The 14,818-nt window shown below is 47.6% G+C and carries 16 protein-coding genes; 5 read left to right on the top strand and 11 right to left on the bottom strand.

Annotated elements, in window-relative coordinates:
• Together M3650_RS16075 and M3650_RS16070 are read right to left on the bottom strand one after the other, a co-directional pair.
• Entirely contained in the window at positions 1-1,515 is a 1,515-nt protein-coding gene (locus M3650_RS16075) for a sugar ABC transporter ATP-binding protein (protein WP_251576240.1), read from the bottom strand.
• Positions 1,516-1,608: 93 nt separating this feature from the next.
• Entirely contained in the window at positions 1,609-2,727 is a 1,119-nt protein-coding gene (locus M3650_RS16070; RefSeq protein ID WP_251576238.1) for a sugar ABC transporter substrate-binding protein, read from the bottom strand.
• Positions 2,728-3,087: 360 nt separating this feature from the next.
• Between M3650_RS16070 and M3650_RS16065 the strand changes: the two genes are divergently transcribed.
• Both M3650_RS16065 and M3650_RS16060 read left to right on the top strand, forming a co-directional pair.
• Positions 3,088-3,687, top strand: a complete 600-nt coding sequence (locus tag M3650_RS16065) for a TetR/AcrR family transcriptional regulator (protein WP_251576236.1) — start codon at positions 3,088-3,090, stop codon at positions 3,685-3,687.
• A gap of 63 nt (positions 3,688-3,750) precedes the next feature.
• Positions 3,751-5,208: a serine hydrolase gene (locus M3650_RS16060; protein ID WP_251576234.1), complete on the top strand. Its 1,458-nt coding sequence runs from the start codon at positions 3,751-3,753 to the stop codon at positions 5,206-5,208.
• A 419-nt stretch (positions 5,209-5,627) separates the two neighbouring features.
• Here M3650_RS16060 and M3650_RS16055 read toward each other — a convergent pair whose 3' ends face one another.
• From M3650_RS16055 to M3650_RS16040, 4 genes are all read right to left on the bottom strand, one after another.
• Positions 5,628-5,987, bottom strand: coding sequence for a DnaJ family domain-containing protein (locus M3650_RS16055; protein ID WP_251576232.1), 360 nt, complete (start codon positions 5,985-5,987; stop codon positions 5,628-5,630).
• Between the two features lie 88 nt (positions 5,988-6,075).
• Positions 6,076-7,050: a phosphotransferase enzyme family protein gene (locus tag M3650_RS16050; RefSeq protein WP_251576230.1), complete on the bottom strand. Its 975-nt coding sequence runs from the start codon at positions 7,048-7,050 to the stop codon at positions 6,076-6,078.
• A gap of 41 nt (positions 7,051-7,091) precedes the next feature.
• Positions 7,092-7,709: a class I SAM-dependent methyltransferase gene (locus M3650_RS16045; RefSeq protein WP_251576228.1), complete on the bottom strand. Its 618-nt coding sequence runs from the start codon at positions 7,707-7,709 to the stop codon at positions 7,092-7,094.
• A gap of 24 nt (positions 7,710-7,733) precedes the next feature.
• A complete protein-coding gene (locus M3650_RS16040; RefSeq protein ID WP_251576226.1) occupies positions 7,734-8,762 on the bottom strand; it encodes a BadF/BadG/BcrA/BcrD ATPase family protein in 1,029 nt (342 codons plus the stop codon).
• Between the two features lie 634 nt (positions 8,763-9,396).
• Between M3650_RS16040 and M3650_RS16035 the strand changes: the two genes are divergently transcribed.
• Positions 9,397-10,386 carry an aldo/keto reductase family protein gene (locus M3650_RS16035; RefSeq protein WP_251576224.1) on the top strand — a complete coding sequence of 330 codons (990 nt, stop codon included), beginning with the start codon at positions 9,397-9,399 and terminating at the stop codon, positions 10,384-10,386.
• Between the two features lie 11 nt (positions 10,387-10,397).
• Here M3650_RS16035 and M3650_RS16030 read toward each other — a convergent pair whose 3' ends face one another.
• A complete protein-coding gene (locus M3650_RS16030) occupies positions 10,398-11,300 on the bottom strand; it encodes a LysR family transcriptional regulator (RefSeq protein ID WP_251576549.1) in 903 nt (300 codons plus the stop codon).
• A 94-nt stretch (positions 11,301-11,394) separates the two neighbouring features.
• Positions 11,395-12,351 (bottom strand): helix-turn-helix transcriptional regulator, encoded by a 957-nt coding sequence (locus tag M3650_RS16025; RefSeq protein ID WP_251576222.1) that lies wholly within the window; start codon positions 12,349-12,351, stop codon positions 11,395-11,397.
• 145 nt (positions 12,352-12,496) lie between these two features.
• Between M3650_RS16025 and M3650_RS16020 the strand changes: the two genes are divergently transcribed.
• Both M3650_RS16020 and M3650_RS16015 read left to right on the top strand, forming a co-directional pair.
• Positions 12,497-12,862, top strand: a complete 366-nt coding sequence (locus tag M3650_RS16020; RefSeq protein ID WP_251576220.1) for a VOC family protein — start codon at positions 12,497-12,499, stop codon at positions 12,860-12,862.
• 28 nt (positions 12,863-12,890) lie between these two features.
• Positions 12,891-13,304 (top strand): GNAT family N-acetyltransferase, encoded by a 414-nt coding sequence (locus M3650_RS16015; protein ID WP_251576218.1) that lies wholly within the window; start codon positions 12,891-12,893, stop codon positions 13,302-13,304.
• 149 nt (positions 13,305-13,453) lie between these two features.
• Here M3650_RS16015 and M3650_RS16010 read toward each other — a convergent pair whose 3' ends face one another.
• The 3 genes from M3650_RS16010 to M3650_RS16000 are packed head-to-tail and all read right to left on the bottom strand — an operon-like array spanning position 13,454 to position 14,752.
• Positions 13,454-13,774: a GNAT family N-acetyltransferase gene (locus M3650_RS16010; protein ID WP_251576216.1), complete on the bottom strand. Its 321-nt coding sequence runs from the start codon at positions 13,772-13,774 to the stop codon at positions 13,454-13,456.
• A gap of 55 nt (positions 13,775-13,829) precedes the next feature.
• The gene (locus M3650_RS16005) at positions 13,830-14,264 is read right to left on the bottom strand and encodes a GNAT family N-acetyltransferase (protein ID WP_251576214.1); all 435 of its coding nucleotides are present in this window, start codon (positions 14,262-14,264) and stop codon (positions 13,830-13,832) included.
• Positions 14,258-14,752, bottom strand: a complete 495-nt coding sequence (locus tag M3650_RS16000) for a DinB family protein (protein WP_251576213.1) — start codon at positions 14,750-14,752, stop codon at positions 14,258-14,260. Before M3650_RS16000 ends, M3650_RS16005 begins: the two co-directional genes overlap by 7 nt.
• Between the last annotated feature and the right edge of the window lie 66 nt (positions 14,753-14,818).

The following is a 14,818-nucleotide window of genomic DNA, read 5'->3' as shown; positions in this document are numbered from 1 at the left end:
CTACTTTCCTCCCGTCGAGTAGAACAATAATTCTTCTTCGTTGGTAGCGCTCGTCTGGAGCTCCTTCACGATCTCACCATCGTACAGCACGTATACGCGATCGGTAATGCCGACGATTTCCGACAGCTCGCAGGAAGCATAAATAATGCTTTTCCCCTGCTGCGCCAATTGTGAAATGAGTTTAAAAATGTCTTTTTTCGCCCCGACGTCAACACCTTTGGTCGGTTCATCGAAAATGTAAACTTCCGCTTCGGTCGTCAGCCATTTTCCAATCGCCACTTTTTGTTGATTTCCGCCCGACAAATTTTTAACTTTTGCCTGTTCGTTCGGTGTCTTGATGCCCAGATCTTGAATGAGCTGCTGAGCCTCTTTTTTTTCTTTACCGAACTGCAGAAATGTACGGTAAGCGCAAAACTTCGACAGATTGGCAACCGTCAAATTGCTAACAACCGATTCAAGCACGAGTATGCCTTCCTTGCGCCGTTCCTCCGGCACAAGGGCAAGGCCTTGCTTCACGGCATCATTACAATTTCGAATGGAAAGCTTCCGCTTCTGAAGCACGCGCTCGCCAGACACGACGCGCGACGCACCGAAGAGCGCTTTGCACAGTTCCGTCTTGCCGGCCCCTACAAGTCCTGCGAGACCGATGATTTCACCCTTCCGTACATAAAAATCGATGTTTCTGAGCTTATCGCTGTCCGATAGGCCTTTCACTTCAAAGTTCGTTTCTCCGATTTCAATCGGCACTTTCGGAAATTGATCATCTAATTTCTTACCGAGCATGTACTCCACAATATCGTTTTGATTTGTGTCTGCAATCCGCTTTTTAATGACGAATTCTCCATCCCGCATTACCGTAATGTCATCGCATATTTCAAACAGCTCTGGCAGACGGTGCGAAATAAAAATGACACCGACATTATTTTTCTTCAAATCTCTCACAATGCGGAATAGCTCTTCCGTCTCCGCATGGCTGAGTGGAGCGGTCGGCTCGTCTAGTATAAGGAATCGGCACTCTTTCGTTATCGCTCGCGCGATCAAAACCATTTGCTTCTCTGCCAGCGTCAGTTCGCTGACTAGTTTTTTCGTCGATACCTTTACGTTCATGCGCTCGAGTGTCGCCTTGGCATTGCTGTGTATGCGTTTCCAGTTCATCCATTGCCTTTTCCCCATATCATTGACCGTATCGTCCAGCATAATATTCTCGCCAACGGTCAAATAAGGAATAAGTGCCGTATCCACTTCCTGATACACGATTTGGATTCCCAAGTCTTTGGCATCTTTCGGCGAACGGATATGCACCGCTTGGCCGTCTATCCATATTGCTCCCGTGTAATGGTTATAAGCTCCAGACAACACCTTCATCAACGTCGACTTACCCGCCCCGTTCGCACCGATGAGAGCATGGGAGGTTCCGCTCTCCGTTGTAAAATCTACATTGTTTAGCGCTTTCACACCCGGGAACTCGATAGTAATCTGCTTCATATCCAGGCGAATCACTTGCTGCTCAATCATCTCTCCACCTCCTGTACGGATTCGGGAGGGTAAGCGTTGCCAATTACGTATCTAACGATTGTGCACGCTTGAACGCTTCCCTCCGTCACCTTTCTATTTGGATGTGTACGCTTCCTTAAGCGCTTGCATCCAGCTTTCGTCAAAGTCTTTGCTTACTCCCCAGCCCGGGATAATCGTGCTAAGGCTTTCCATGTTCACTGTTTCCCCTGCGGAGTTCAATTGCACTTGCGTAATCATCGTCGGCTTCAAGTCAAACTTTGGTGGTGTTTCCTCGCCTGCAATCTTCTTGGCGATAAGACGCATGTTGACGGCACCAATGACTTTCGGATCCACAGCAGCAGTCGCTACCCACGGACTCTTCTCTTCTTGCATCAGCTGCAAATCGGCGTTCGAGACGTCAATGCCGTATATTTTGATTTCGTCTCGGCCTGCTTCCTTCACGGCCCGTGCCGCTCCGATAGCAAATGCGTCCCATGTAGCGAAGATAGCGTCAATTTCACCTTCTCCGTGCTTGGTCAGCATCGCGGATACAGCGTTCTGCGTCTGTACAGATGTGTCGGATGCCGCTACACCGAAGCGTTCTACTTCCTTGATGCCCGTGTTCTTCTTCAAAAAGTCTTGGTACACGCCATTGCGGCTTACCATCGGCGGGAACCCGTCCACCCATAAGTACACAATGTTACCGCTTCCATTTAGCTGCTGATTCATGCTTTCCAGCGCTAACTGAGCAAGCTGTGCATCGTCTTGCGACGTCAACGTGACATCGTTGAGCGCAGCCAGATCTGGATTAGAGTCAAACGTGACGACAGGAATCCCCTTATCCGTCAACTTCTTGACATCATCCAACGTTGCAGCGTCATCCCCGTGGGAGATAATGACTCCGTCGTATTTTTTCTCTAATGCTTGGGCGATCGCATCATGGAATTTGGCTGTATCGCCGTTGGCGGAGAACGTGTCCACCGTAAATCCCATCGATTCCCCCTCTTGTTTCGCACCGGCTAAATATTGTGCCGTATGATCGTCACCTCCGATTTTGCGGATAACCATCACTTTCACATCTTTGCTGGCGATAGGCTGAGGAAGATTTTCAATTTTTCTTTTGTCCACGTTCGGCTTGCTTTGCGAAGAATTTCCCCCGGTAGAACAGCCGGCAGCGACAAGCATTACGGCCATCAATGTTACGACAAACCTAGTAAAAACTTTGAATTTCATCTCCTGCACCCCTTATAACGTAGTAGATAAATCCGCAGGTCCTATGTAAGAAGTCATACAACCTGTTGTTGATTAAATACTACCACCTTCATACCCAGATCGCAATGAAAATTTATTGTTTTATATTGTTTTATGTTGATTAATACATTATTATTTTGATTGTTATTTGTTACACGCTAAAATCGCAATAAGAATCTGGTTTAACTTCTTCCAAAAACAACATTTCGGATTATAGTTTCCATTGGGTATGGAAAACTTTACGAGGAACTAATTGCGTTAATAAAAAAAGAATGTTATTCTTTTATTAGACCGAACGTTCTGTTTGTTCGAGTAATATGATAAAGGAGTCAACTTATTAAGATGAAAGTGAGTCAAAGGAGAACATCAGAGACAAAAAAGCGGATAGCGGCGGTCTCAAAGGAATTATTTTCACAAAAAGGCTACCTTGCGACATCCATAGAAGATATTATCGCCGCATCTGGAAGCAGCAAAGGTAATTTATATCATCATTTTAAAAGCAAGGAAGGGTTGTTTCTTTATTTAATTGAAGAGCAGGTGGACGAATGGATTGAGCATTGGGCCAAAAAAGAACACTTATACGCGACATCAGCGGAGAAATTGCATGGGTTAGCTGATCATAGTGTCGATGATTTTCAAAATCCGCTTATTCAAGCGGCAGAAGAATTCAGCGGCAGTCAAACAGCAGATCCCGTTATCGTAGAACAGATCGTAGTCGCCACGAACAAACAGCGCGATGTGTTCCAAAGCGTCATCGAGGAAGGCATCGCCAACAGGGAATTCGAGGAATGTGACGGAAAACAAATCACTTATATTTTATTCGCACTCGTTGCCGGTCTGGGCGCGGCACGCTACGAGTTGGAGCTCAATGAACTTCGCGCGTTGCATCATACGGCGATTTCCGTTTTTTTACATGGTATCACAAAAAAAGAGAAACAATAAATTTTTTTCACACAAAAACAGACCGGTCGTTCGGTTTGTAAACTATGAAATGGAGTGAATCTCATGGAGAAGTCAGTTTGCTTAGAACGAATGTCTGAAATTACACCCCTCATTGAACAATCGATGCGGGAATTCGAAGTACCCGGACTTGCTGTCGCCGTTGTACACAAGCAAGAGGTATTGTTCCGTTCCGGATTTGGATGGAGGGATGCTGCCCGGCAACTGCCGGTAAACACGGAAACAATATTTGCGATTGGCTCTTCAGCCAAATCCTTTACCGCAATGGTGTTGGCGATGCTTGTGCAAGAAGGCAAAATTGAGTGGGATACGCCGGTGAAGCAGTATTGGCCGGACTTCCGCATGCATGACGCGGTTGCGACAGAACTTATTACATTCCGGGATATCGCTTGCCATCGTTCCGGGATTCCTAACCACCAATTTTTGTTTTATAAGCCCGAACTGACAGACCAGCAATTGCTCGAACGGCTTCGGTATTTAGAGCCCAGTCTGCCTTTTCGTCAAGCGTGGCAATACTCCAACGCCATGTTTTTTATTGCTGGCTGCTTGATCGAGTCCATCACAGGAACGCCTTGGGAACAATGGGTGCAGAGCAACATTTTTACGCCGCTTGGCATGAAGAACAGCAATTTTTCTGTTGCGCATACAACGGCAGGAGCCAACTATTCATTGCCGTATGATATTGCAAAGGATGGAATCGCAGAAATTCCGTTTACGGCAGACCGAGCGGGCGCTGCGGGAGACATCAACACATGCGTTGCGGATTTGGCAGCTTGGGTTTCTCTTCAGCTTAATCAGGGAAGCTTTCAAGGTCATCGACTTTTGTCGGAGGAACTGGTTCAGGAATTGCATCAGCCGCAGGTTGTTATAGGCCCAGGTCACCTTCTCCATTTTCCAGAGATGCCCTATTCCGCTTATGGTCTTGGATGGATCATTGACACTTACCGCGGGCATAAGCTTGTCCATCATGGCGGAAAGAATAATGGCTTTACCGCTCATGTATCGTTTATGCCCGCAGATGAGATCGGGATCGTTGTGCTGGCCAACCGGGACAGTTCCTATTTGCCGGATTGCCTCGCGTATACGCTTTATGATCAATTACTAGCCAAGGAGCCTATTGACTGGACGGGGAGGTTTAAGCAGGAGGAAGCGAAAATGAGAAAAATGATGGACGACATGAACGCTCCCTCAGAACCTGCGGAGCCTAAGCCCAGTTATGATCCTCTTTTCCCATTCGACGATTACACAGGTCATTACCATCATCCTGCCTATGGCGGCATAACCATTCACCGATTGGGGCAAGGACTATCCATGGAAATTCGTACTTTGTCGTCAGCATTAATTCAGCTTGATGAGAATTGTTTTTGTTCCGAAGATGGCGCTCTCCAGTTGACATACACCCGGGATGACGCGGGAAGCATCCAGAGCCTTCAAATGCCCTTGGAACCGAGCGTCAACGAGATTGTATTCGTCAAACAGCAAAGTGGAGAGGACGATGCCTGATTTCAAATTTCGCTCAGACTACTACGGGCCCCTCTTTTATCAAGTTGAGTGTCAAAACAAATTAAAACAATCAGAATATAATTTGAACTTCCTTGATTTCTGCGGTTGAAGTAAGTCCCATTGGAAAACGTACAGTAGAATTCATGGATCGAGCACCTAATTGGCAAGTAGACTGTATTTCGTCCAGTGGATTGGGCTGTGTTTCAGCGATTGCTGCGGGACAGGACCCAAAACACTGGATAAACTCCAATGTAATCATATCGTAAATAGATATATTCGCTGTTCGATTGGATCAATTCCAATGGAACATGAGATAAAGGGGCGAACGGCTGAGCCTTCAGCCCCATAGCTTCGAGCACGTACACTCCTTCAACTACCAGTCACAAAAAACTACCGCCACAAAAGCGGTAGTCGTCAAGCTATTCCCATCTTGCCAATTGGTCCTTGATATGTTCTTTGCTTACGAACCCTTTCTGAAGCAGAGGATTGGGCACCATTTGATTGTATTTCCGAATATTGCGATTGATTTGTTCGAACTTATCTTCTCCGATCTCTTGCTTGTCTTGATCGATCTGCTGCACAAGTGCCCGGATTTGATTCCGGATCGCATGCTGCAGCTCCAGCCAAGCCGGCAAATAGTTCGCTTCTTTCAGCACCCCGCTCAACGCATCGCCGCTTGGCACATCGAGGGGCTTGCCTTTGCCAGAAAGCTCCTTCAGGCCGCCCTGCTTTTCATAGTTGGCAAAAGCCTCATCCATCCAGTCTCTGGAGTTCATCATCACTAGCCATCGCTCCTTTTTTTCCTTCCGTTGCAATCAAGAAATTCCACTTTTATATTATGTTATTACGCTCATGCTTCTTACGTCCTTATCGGGGTAGCTGGACCACTGGCACCTCATGTATAATTCGTTCCCGCATCAGATTAAGAATTACGGTTTCCCGCTCCGTCCGCTGATGGGGGGGCTTATGTATATGATGATACAGATACGAGTACAGTTGACGGTACCATAAGAAGAATGGGATGTGCCGCCACTCTTCCGCTGGCAGGACATGCACGCTTTCGTAGCCTTCCGCAAACGAATGCAGGAAGCGGGCTGCAAATTCGCTTCGCGCCTGCTGCTCCTGCGAATCGATTGTCAGAGCGGCGAAAAAGACAGCGATGGTCGCATCATAGACGTACCAGTGCTGCAAGCTATCGCCGAAGTCCAGAACAGCCAAGCCATGATTGCATAGCATTAAGTTATCCAGATGCATATCATGATGGATGAGGCCGAAGCGTGCTTCATCTCTCTGGAACCCGCGCAGCCGCTCCACCGCCTCCGACCATTTGGCCGCCACATCCGCATCCAGTTCAGTGTCCACCAGAGTATTAGACGCAGAAGGATCTCCAATGCGCACAATCGTCTCATCGGACCAGTCAGGCAGTTCCTCGTCCTGCAAAGACTGATAATCCTTCCCGGCGGAGTGAATCCGGCCCATCGTCGCGCCCCAGCGATGGAAGAAGCTATCGTTCCAGACCGATTCGTCCTTGGGATCGATCGCTTTCCCCTCCAACTTAGTCGTAACGGAGACAAAGTATCCCTCATTCAACCGTGCTATCCATTCCCCATTCCTCGCAGCAATGGGGGAGGCAACCGGCACGCCCTGTTCATGCAAGTGCCTCATCCAATGCAACTCGGATAGAACACGGCGCGGATCGTCGCGGTCGAAGCGGAAGAGCTTGACGACAAGCGTCCCGTCCGCCGTCTCGTAGACATGATTGTAATAACCTCCTAGCAGCTTCAATCCCCTTGCGCTAAAACGATAGTTTTGCTCCAACAAAGGAAACAATTGCTCGAGCATGTTACCCTCCTTCTTTCACCACTTATCACTAGTAGTGTGCTTCACTCCGTCTTCTTCCGCAGCAGAAACGAATGATACTCAAAGTCCTTTTTTATGACGATCCGCTCACCTTCGATCACTTCGAAATGTTCTAGCAGCAGATTCTGATATACTTCAAACCGATGAAACGAAAAGAAACGCTTCTCTATAAAGTTGTCGCGTTCGTTGATGCCCTCGAATTCGTAACCGCCATACAGACCTAAGTAGAACAGTCCGTCCGGCGCAAGCACACGCTTGAGCTCGATGAGCACCGCATTCAGGTCGACCTTGGGCACATGGAGCAGGCAGTTTAACGAATATATACTATTAAAGCTGTTATCCGGAAAATCCAATTGATATAAGTCCATGACAAAGGCTCGAATACCGCGCTGATTGCAATAAGAAACATGTTCCTCCGACAGGTCAATGGCCGTCACATCGAGGCCGTGCTCCATGAAGTACAAGCTATCCTGTCCAGTGCCTGCTCCAATCTCCAAAAGAGTGCGGGTATGATTCGCCTTCAACTGCTCGAGAAATCGGGCCCGGCTCTGAATCTTCCATTCCTGCTTCGAGGAAGCATTGCGCTCATGGGCGTGTTCGTTATAGATCTTCTTCAGTTCTTGTTTAATGTGCATTGTCATGCTGCTGCAGCTCCTTCATGCAATTTATGTCGATTCAACCGTTATGTAATGTATACGTTGCTTTCTCCATCGCGAGACGTGCCAGAACCTGTTCATCGGCAGGCGCGCCGCATTCCCGCAACGCCAGCAACACAGCGCCCGCTGGCGGCGAGAGTCGGGGCTCGATAATGCGATATCGCTTGGCACCATTTCTTTGTAGACGCTCCGTGAGCAAATGGCTGACGAACGGGTCGCGAATGACACTGCCCATGAAGGCCACCTGCACGTTGTCCTCTTCGAAATAAGTCGAACCCCCACATCGAGAGCTTGCACGAGCTGCATACATACGCCAGCGGCCAATGGGCTGCCTTCGGCCGCCGCACGCGTCACTATCGGAGCCATCTGCCCGAACAGGCGCATCTGTTCATACTCGCTCTTCGCGAATCCCCCGGCTCCCAATTCGTTCAGTTGCCCGATGCTGCTTACTCCCCAGTATGAGAGCACCTCTTCCAAGAGACTCCCATCGCCTCGTTGTTCCGCGCAGCCTGCGATAATGCGATGCACGCACTCATACGACAAATGACGCGCCGCCCCTGCATAGTGCTTATAATCTTGATTTCGCAGCAGCCGTCCGTATTCATTGATTCCGAATACGACCGATCCGGTTCCAGATATCGCGATAATACCCGCCTCTCCTACGAAAGCTCCCGCATGGGCAACAGTGGAATCGTTCACGTGCCGCTTCGGGCAAGAAATTCCCGGAACATCCGTAAAATCAGCAGCCCATGTCAAGTCTTGCTCCGATTCCAAGCCAGACAATCCTGCACATAAGCCGACAACCTCATCTGGCCCCGCTCCCGCTGCTTGCAGCACCTTCTCAATAACCTCTCTCACATTCTCTTGCGCGCGATCATCTTTGTTCGGATTGCTGCAGCCAGTCTCCGCATAACCGATAATGCTGCCATCTACTCGCGCCGCCATTGCGCGTGTCTTCGTACCGCCGCCTTCGATGCCAATGACGATGTTCTTCTCCATAGTGCCTACGTCGATTATGATATCGCCTTCACTTCTCACCCTGCCGCCTCCATTGTCAATGATGTCTACATCAGTTGTTCGCTTCCTATTACACAGATCAGTATCATGATTTACAACGTCCATCTTCTCTTTTCCATGAAAACTTTGAATGCGCTTTCTCCATTTCCGTCAATCTATCTCGAGATTCTATTTACCTCAGTATAATTGACCAAATGAGCTGCTTCAACCACCCTTTGCTCCATTCTCCCCTTCCTTCAGAAAGACGGCATGCCAATAATAATTTTGATTCACCATCATTATAGCGATTGCTGTTTGATTCACCATCATTATAGCGATTGCTGTATGTATAGTTAACGCGGTAAATACTTTTCCTCGATGCTGTCTTGCAGTCGGATGTTCTCCTTCCTGAATGTCTGGGAGAATGGACGTAAGAACCGTCGAAAACCGACAATATATCCTCGCTTAAAAGATACTGGGAGGTTCTGCTCTGAATGAAAGGATAGTGAGGGAAGAGGTGGAACGGTGAGCCTACTCCACCGGGTAAATTGAGGCCCCCTGGCCAGATCCCGATTGGAGTAATACGTATTTCATATCAATAACGAGTGTATTATATATTTTTAATATTAAAAATCACTTGTTATAATCAAATTTATATGGAAGGGAGGAATTAAGAATGAAATATCGGAAACTTGGCAAAAGTGGCTTGTCGGTAAGCGAGATGGCATTAGGAAACTGGATAACACACGGTGCGCAAGTGGATGACACCACAGCGCAAGCTTGTGTAAATGCTGCACTAGACTCCGGGATTACAACTTTCGATACAGCTGATGTTTATTCAGAGACGAGAGCGGAATCTATTTTAGGTGAGTCTTTAAAGGGGATACGTCGTGAAAGTATTGAGTTGTGCACGAAGGTCTTTCATCCATCGGGTACCGGACATAACGATAAAGGGCTATCCCGCAAACATATCATGGAAGCCTGCCATGCTTCGCTTCGAAGATTGCACACGGATTATATCGATGTCTATTATGCACACCGGTTTGATTCGACCGTATCGCTTGAAGAAACATTTTTGGCCTTTTCCGATTTGGTTCGGCAGGGAAAAGTTCTGTATGTAGGGGTAAGTGAGTGGACAGCAGAACAGATAAAGCTTGGAGCGGCTGTGGCAAGGGAACTGAAAGTTCCCTTCGTGGCAAGTCAACCCCAATATTCCATGCTATGGCGTGTTATTGAAGCCGAAGTTATTCCCGCTTGTGAGCGTGAAGGAATTGGGCAGGTTGTCTGGTCACCACTGGCGCAGGGCATTCTTTCCGGTAAATATGCACCAGACAAGCCAATACCGAAGGGCTCCCGCGCTTCTACAACAGCTGGTTCACCATTTTTCGAACGCTTGGCCGGGCAGTGGTTGCGTAAAGAAGTCCTTCAGGCAGTAGAGAGAATCCAGCCGATCGCACAGGAATGCGGTTTGACGCTGCCACAGCTTGCGATAGCATGGGTTCTGCAAAACCCGCAAGTGTCCTCAGCCATTATTGGCGCCTCGAAGCCCGAGCAGGTAAAGGAAAACGTAAAAGCTGCAGGTGTCTGTCTAGATACTGAGGTCATGAGGCAAATAAATAGCATTTTAAATGGCGTTGTTGAGTTTGATCCAAGCAAAACCGGTTAAGATTATAGGGTTTATACAAGTTTGCTTGTCTGACTATTAACTGTTTCTTCCACCACTTCTAGAAAATTAGTCAGAACGGTTTCACTCATATCTGTTTTCCAGGCTGCATAGAGAGGGACTGACGGTGTATCTTCGTTAAAAGATCGGAATACGACATCACTGCGTTGGAAAACAGAAACCGAAGAGGGTACAATTGAAATGCCTATACCGGCAGCTACCAGATTAACAATGGTATACATTTGAACAGCTTCCTGCACGATGTGGGGCTGAAATCCATGCTGCCTGCAAAAGTCTATAATGAGGTCGTGAAAAGAAGCCCCCATATGATGCGGAAACAAGATAAAGGGTTCTTCCGCCAAAGAATGTAAAGACAGGGTTGGATGTATGGCTAACGGATGCATTTTGGGTAATACGGCAACGAGTGATTCGTTGGTGTAGAGTCGAGTGGTGATATGCTTTGACGGATCTACCGAACGAAGGAAGCCAACATGAATTTTTCCATCGTGTAAAGCTTTCAGTTGTTCGGCAGATGTCATTTCAAATAGAGTAAGCTGCACATCGGGAAAACGCTCCCGAAATCCCTTTAAAACGTTGACCATCATTCCGCCAACTGCCGAATCTACAAATGCGATGGACAAATGTCCAATTTTTCCTTGACTTGCAAGTTGTGTCACCTTAATAGATCGTTCCAATTGAGAAACAATGTTTCTGGATTCTTCCAAAAATATCGTTCCTGCTGACGTAAGTCGAACCTGTCTCTTGGTTCGCTCCAAAAGCTTCACGCCGAGTTCTTCCTCAAGACTTTGGATTTGTTGGCTCAAGGGAGGTTGGGTTATATTCAGTTTTTTCGCAGCACGGTTGAAATGTAGTTCTTCCGCCACTGCGATAAAGTAACGTAGTTTTTTCAAGTCCATAGACACGATTTTCCTTCCTGTTTTGTAGTGGTCTCGTCGATTAATTCGACCATTTTCACAACCATATCCTTCTGTTGCTCGTCCCACGGTTATTCTATAATTGATAGCGACTTTGAAGCCTCTCCAGCTTATCCACAATTAGATCGGCCATCTCCGAAGGCTCCTCCACGAAAGCATCTGTACCCAATCCAAACACAAAATCGGCATAGTATGCAATCTCCCGTTTTTCTATTTTACTATTAATAAAGCCTGATCCGTCTTCACGTAAAGTAATTGCCTTGTCCAGCCAAGGATCAGCCTGACATTTCCTTACTCCTAATCGGGTTAATTCAACCCGCAGCGGTACGGTATGCTGGGGTGTGGGCGGCAGAAACCATTCCTCGAGCGTCATCGATTTGCCGATTTTCTCTTTCATTGCCGGCTCCAACTCCTCCCGCAGCTGAAGCGAACGGATATTGTCCGCTCGGAACAACCGGTAAGCCTGTTTATTGAAGCAATAGGCAGGACAGTACCAATACCCGTTATGTGAATATAAGCCAATCGGCAAAATATCTCTGTCCCCCTCTCCCTTCGCCGAATCATAGCGAATCGTGATTACCTTCCTTTCTACAGCTGCCTCCAATATAAGATATAAAAAAGGAACGTCCTGCTCTCTCATCGGAACCCAGAATAGGATGCGATGCTTCAGCTCATCAATCTTTCGCTTCGTGTTCGGAGGCAGAACGCTATAGAACTTGGTTAATGCCGAAGTCGCCTCCTTCCCGAACGGAACGGAGGTATAGTTCTGCAGCGATTCATAGGCAAAAAACATCGCAATTGCTTCGTTCTCGGTAAAAGTAAGCGGAGGCAGAAGCTTCTCCTTCAGCAGTCGGTACCCGCCCTTGGGGCCGAATTCCGTATATAACGGCACACCTAGTTCCTCTAAATCGGCCAGGTCCCTTTGGATAGTACGCAGCGAAACACCGCATTCTTCAGCTAATTCACGCGCCGTGAAGTGCTGCTTTTTGTTGATTAACATCATTAATTCAATCAGTCGTTTCGATTTCTGCATCCATTGTCCCTCTTTTATTTCCCGGTACGTTAATCCGTCAGGTTTTGTAATCTATTGTACAACTATTTTATATCTACGACAAATATTGACGTATATAGATGCTACAGTATATACAGGCTTAAAAATTACTTTAGGAGGAACTAATATGCTTAAAAGACTGGAATGTGTGGCACTGTATACCCCAAACATGGAGGCATCCGTGGAATTCTATACAACGCTTGGATTGACGGAAAATTGGCGCATTGAACGAAACATCGGAGAAGGCAGAACATGGACCCTCGTCGGGTTGAAATTCCCTGATGAGAAGAGCTCTGAGCTCGTGTTGCAGAACAATCCGGAGCTCAATGTTACCGATATTGAATTATACGTGGAGGACGTGCGTGACGTATACCAAGCCTTATCCGACAGATCCGATATCCAGTGGATACGTGAACCCTTTCCGACGGAATCCGGCCACGTCGCTGTCATGGAAGCGCCCGATCAAAACGTATTTGTGCTTGTCGGCAAATAGATAAATTCACGAGCAGAAAGGAGACATCATGGAAATACGATTGGCACGCCCAGCCGAAGCTGCCGCAATCGTTACGTTCTTCGATGCTAATATCATTCGGGGACACGACGGGATTCCGAACGAAGAATTTTTCTGTCCGGACGGAGCGCGTGCTGCTGCGAAGCGGAATCAAATACTTATAGCTGTCGAGCATCATAGAATTGCCGGCGCGCTGCGCTTCTATCCAAAAAAAGAAAGCGAACGCATCTCTCTTTACCAATTCGCCGTAGCGGAGAATTACCGCGGACAACGCCTGCTGAACCGCATGCTGCAGACAGCCTTCCCGATTCCGGTAGATGTGACTTGTCCGCTTAACGCCTGCTTCAATGCTTATTATGACAAGACCGGCTGGACCTTAGCAGGCCAGACGGCCAGATGCAATCGCTGGGTGCTGAACGCTTAAAGTGCGTGTTCAACCTGTTGGCGCCACATGATGTCACCATCCACAGTGTGAGCTCGGCGGTTATTCTACAACGATACGACAACAAACTCCGAACAATCCGGCAACCGGAACGTTCGGAGCTTTAGTCGTTGCTGGTGACACAATATAGATTAATATCCTTCCACGGCTCCCTGTCCATCGTGAAGCAACCGTGACTCATTGAACAATTGGGTGCCAATCCCTTGACCAGCATAGTCCTGCAGTATGCCGATAACGATATATAAGACATGCTTCGTCCGCTGAATATCTGAACCGAGACCGGCAATGTACCCAACCAGTGTGTCATGCTCTTCGGCAACATATATGATGGAGCGTCCAGACTGAAGCATTCCTTGTATGCGATCATGCTGCGCTTCAACCGTCGTATTCCGCTCTCCCGGCTCATACAGCATGAACGACGTTTCTTCATCTAGCGTTTTGTTTAATGTCAAAAACGCTTCCGCATCATTTGGTTGGATAGGTCAGATCCCCATCCCGAAACCTCCGTTACAAATCTTTCACAAACCCGTACCCAACTTCCTTGCTGAAGCCGAGGCGTTCATAGAACCGGTGTGCGCCCTCGCGCTTTACACTCGACATCAGCATCATGACATGGCAGTTCCTTTCACGGGCGAACTCTTCCAATCGACTCATCAGCTTCATCCCGATGCCTTGGCCATGAGCCGCCGCCGTGACAATTACATTTTCAACCACCATAAAAGGCTGACAATCCCCTGTCAAATCTTCGCAAATAATGCCCATCACCGAACCGAGCAACTTGCCGTTCTCGCCCGCCGCACCCAAAAACAAATAATCCGGATCATCGTTCAATCGAGTCAGTCGGGTCGTCATCTTCTCTACGTTAATGGGGCGATCATCCAGCTCTGCGTAAAGTACTGCCAATTGTGTTACATCTTCTACTTTCAGCTTGCGTATTAACATGTTGTCTCTTGTTCCCCCTTATCTAACAAAGCTCTCATCGGTTCCATATGATGCCGATCATGCCACAGAAAATCCTGCAAATATTGCGGTGCTGAAAATGGATTGCCTTCACCTTCCACATAGGATTGCAAATAGTCCTCTTCAGACATCTCCGCAATCGCGTCAATGACGTTCTGTCTCCATTGCAGCGTCTCTCGCACCAACTGGTCGAGCGGAATCGTATGGGCGTATGCAGCGGCTTCATGGTTAAACTCGTCGAAGTTCAAATGCTGTACTGTCAATGGCTGCCCCTGCACGATTTTCGCAATCGCATGCTGATAGAAATATTCATCCCAACGCATAATGTGGGATACGATTTCACGTATGGACATTTTCCCTTCCTCGCGTATCTCCCATACTTCTTCATTCCTATTGTTCAAATCGTTCACAAATGCCATCCACTCACCAAATTGCTGCAATATACCGCTTCTTTCTTGAACCCGTTCCACTGACTTCTCCTCCTCTAAATCCCATTCGATTAAGGCAGCGCCACGATAAATCCTCCTCTCTATATA

Origin of the sequence: Paenibacillus sp. MER TA 81-3 (genome assembly GCF_023713585.1) — a bacterium.
GTDB lineage: Bacteria > Bacillota > Bacilli > Paenibacillales > Paenibacillaceae > Paenibacillus_B > Paenibacillus_B profundus.
This window is presented reverse-complemented; position numbering and strand designations above follow the sequence as displayed.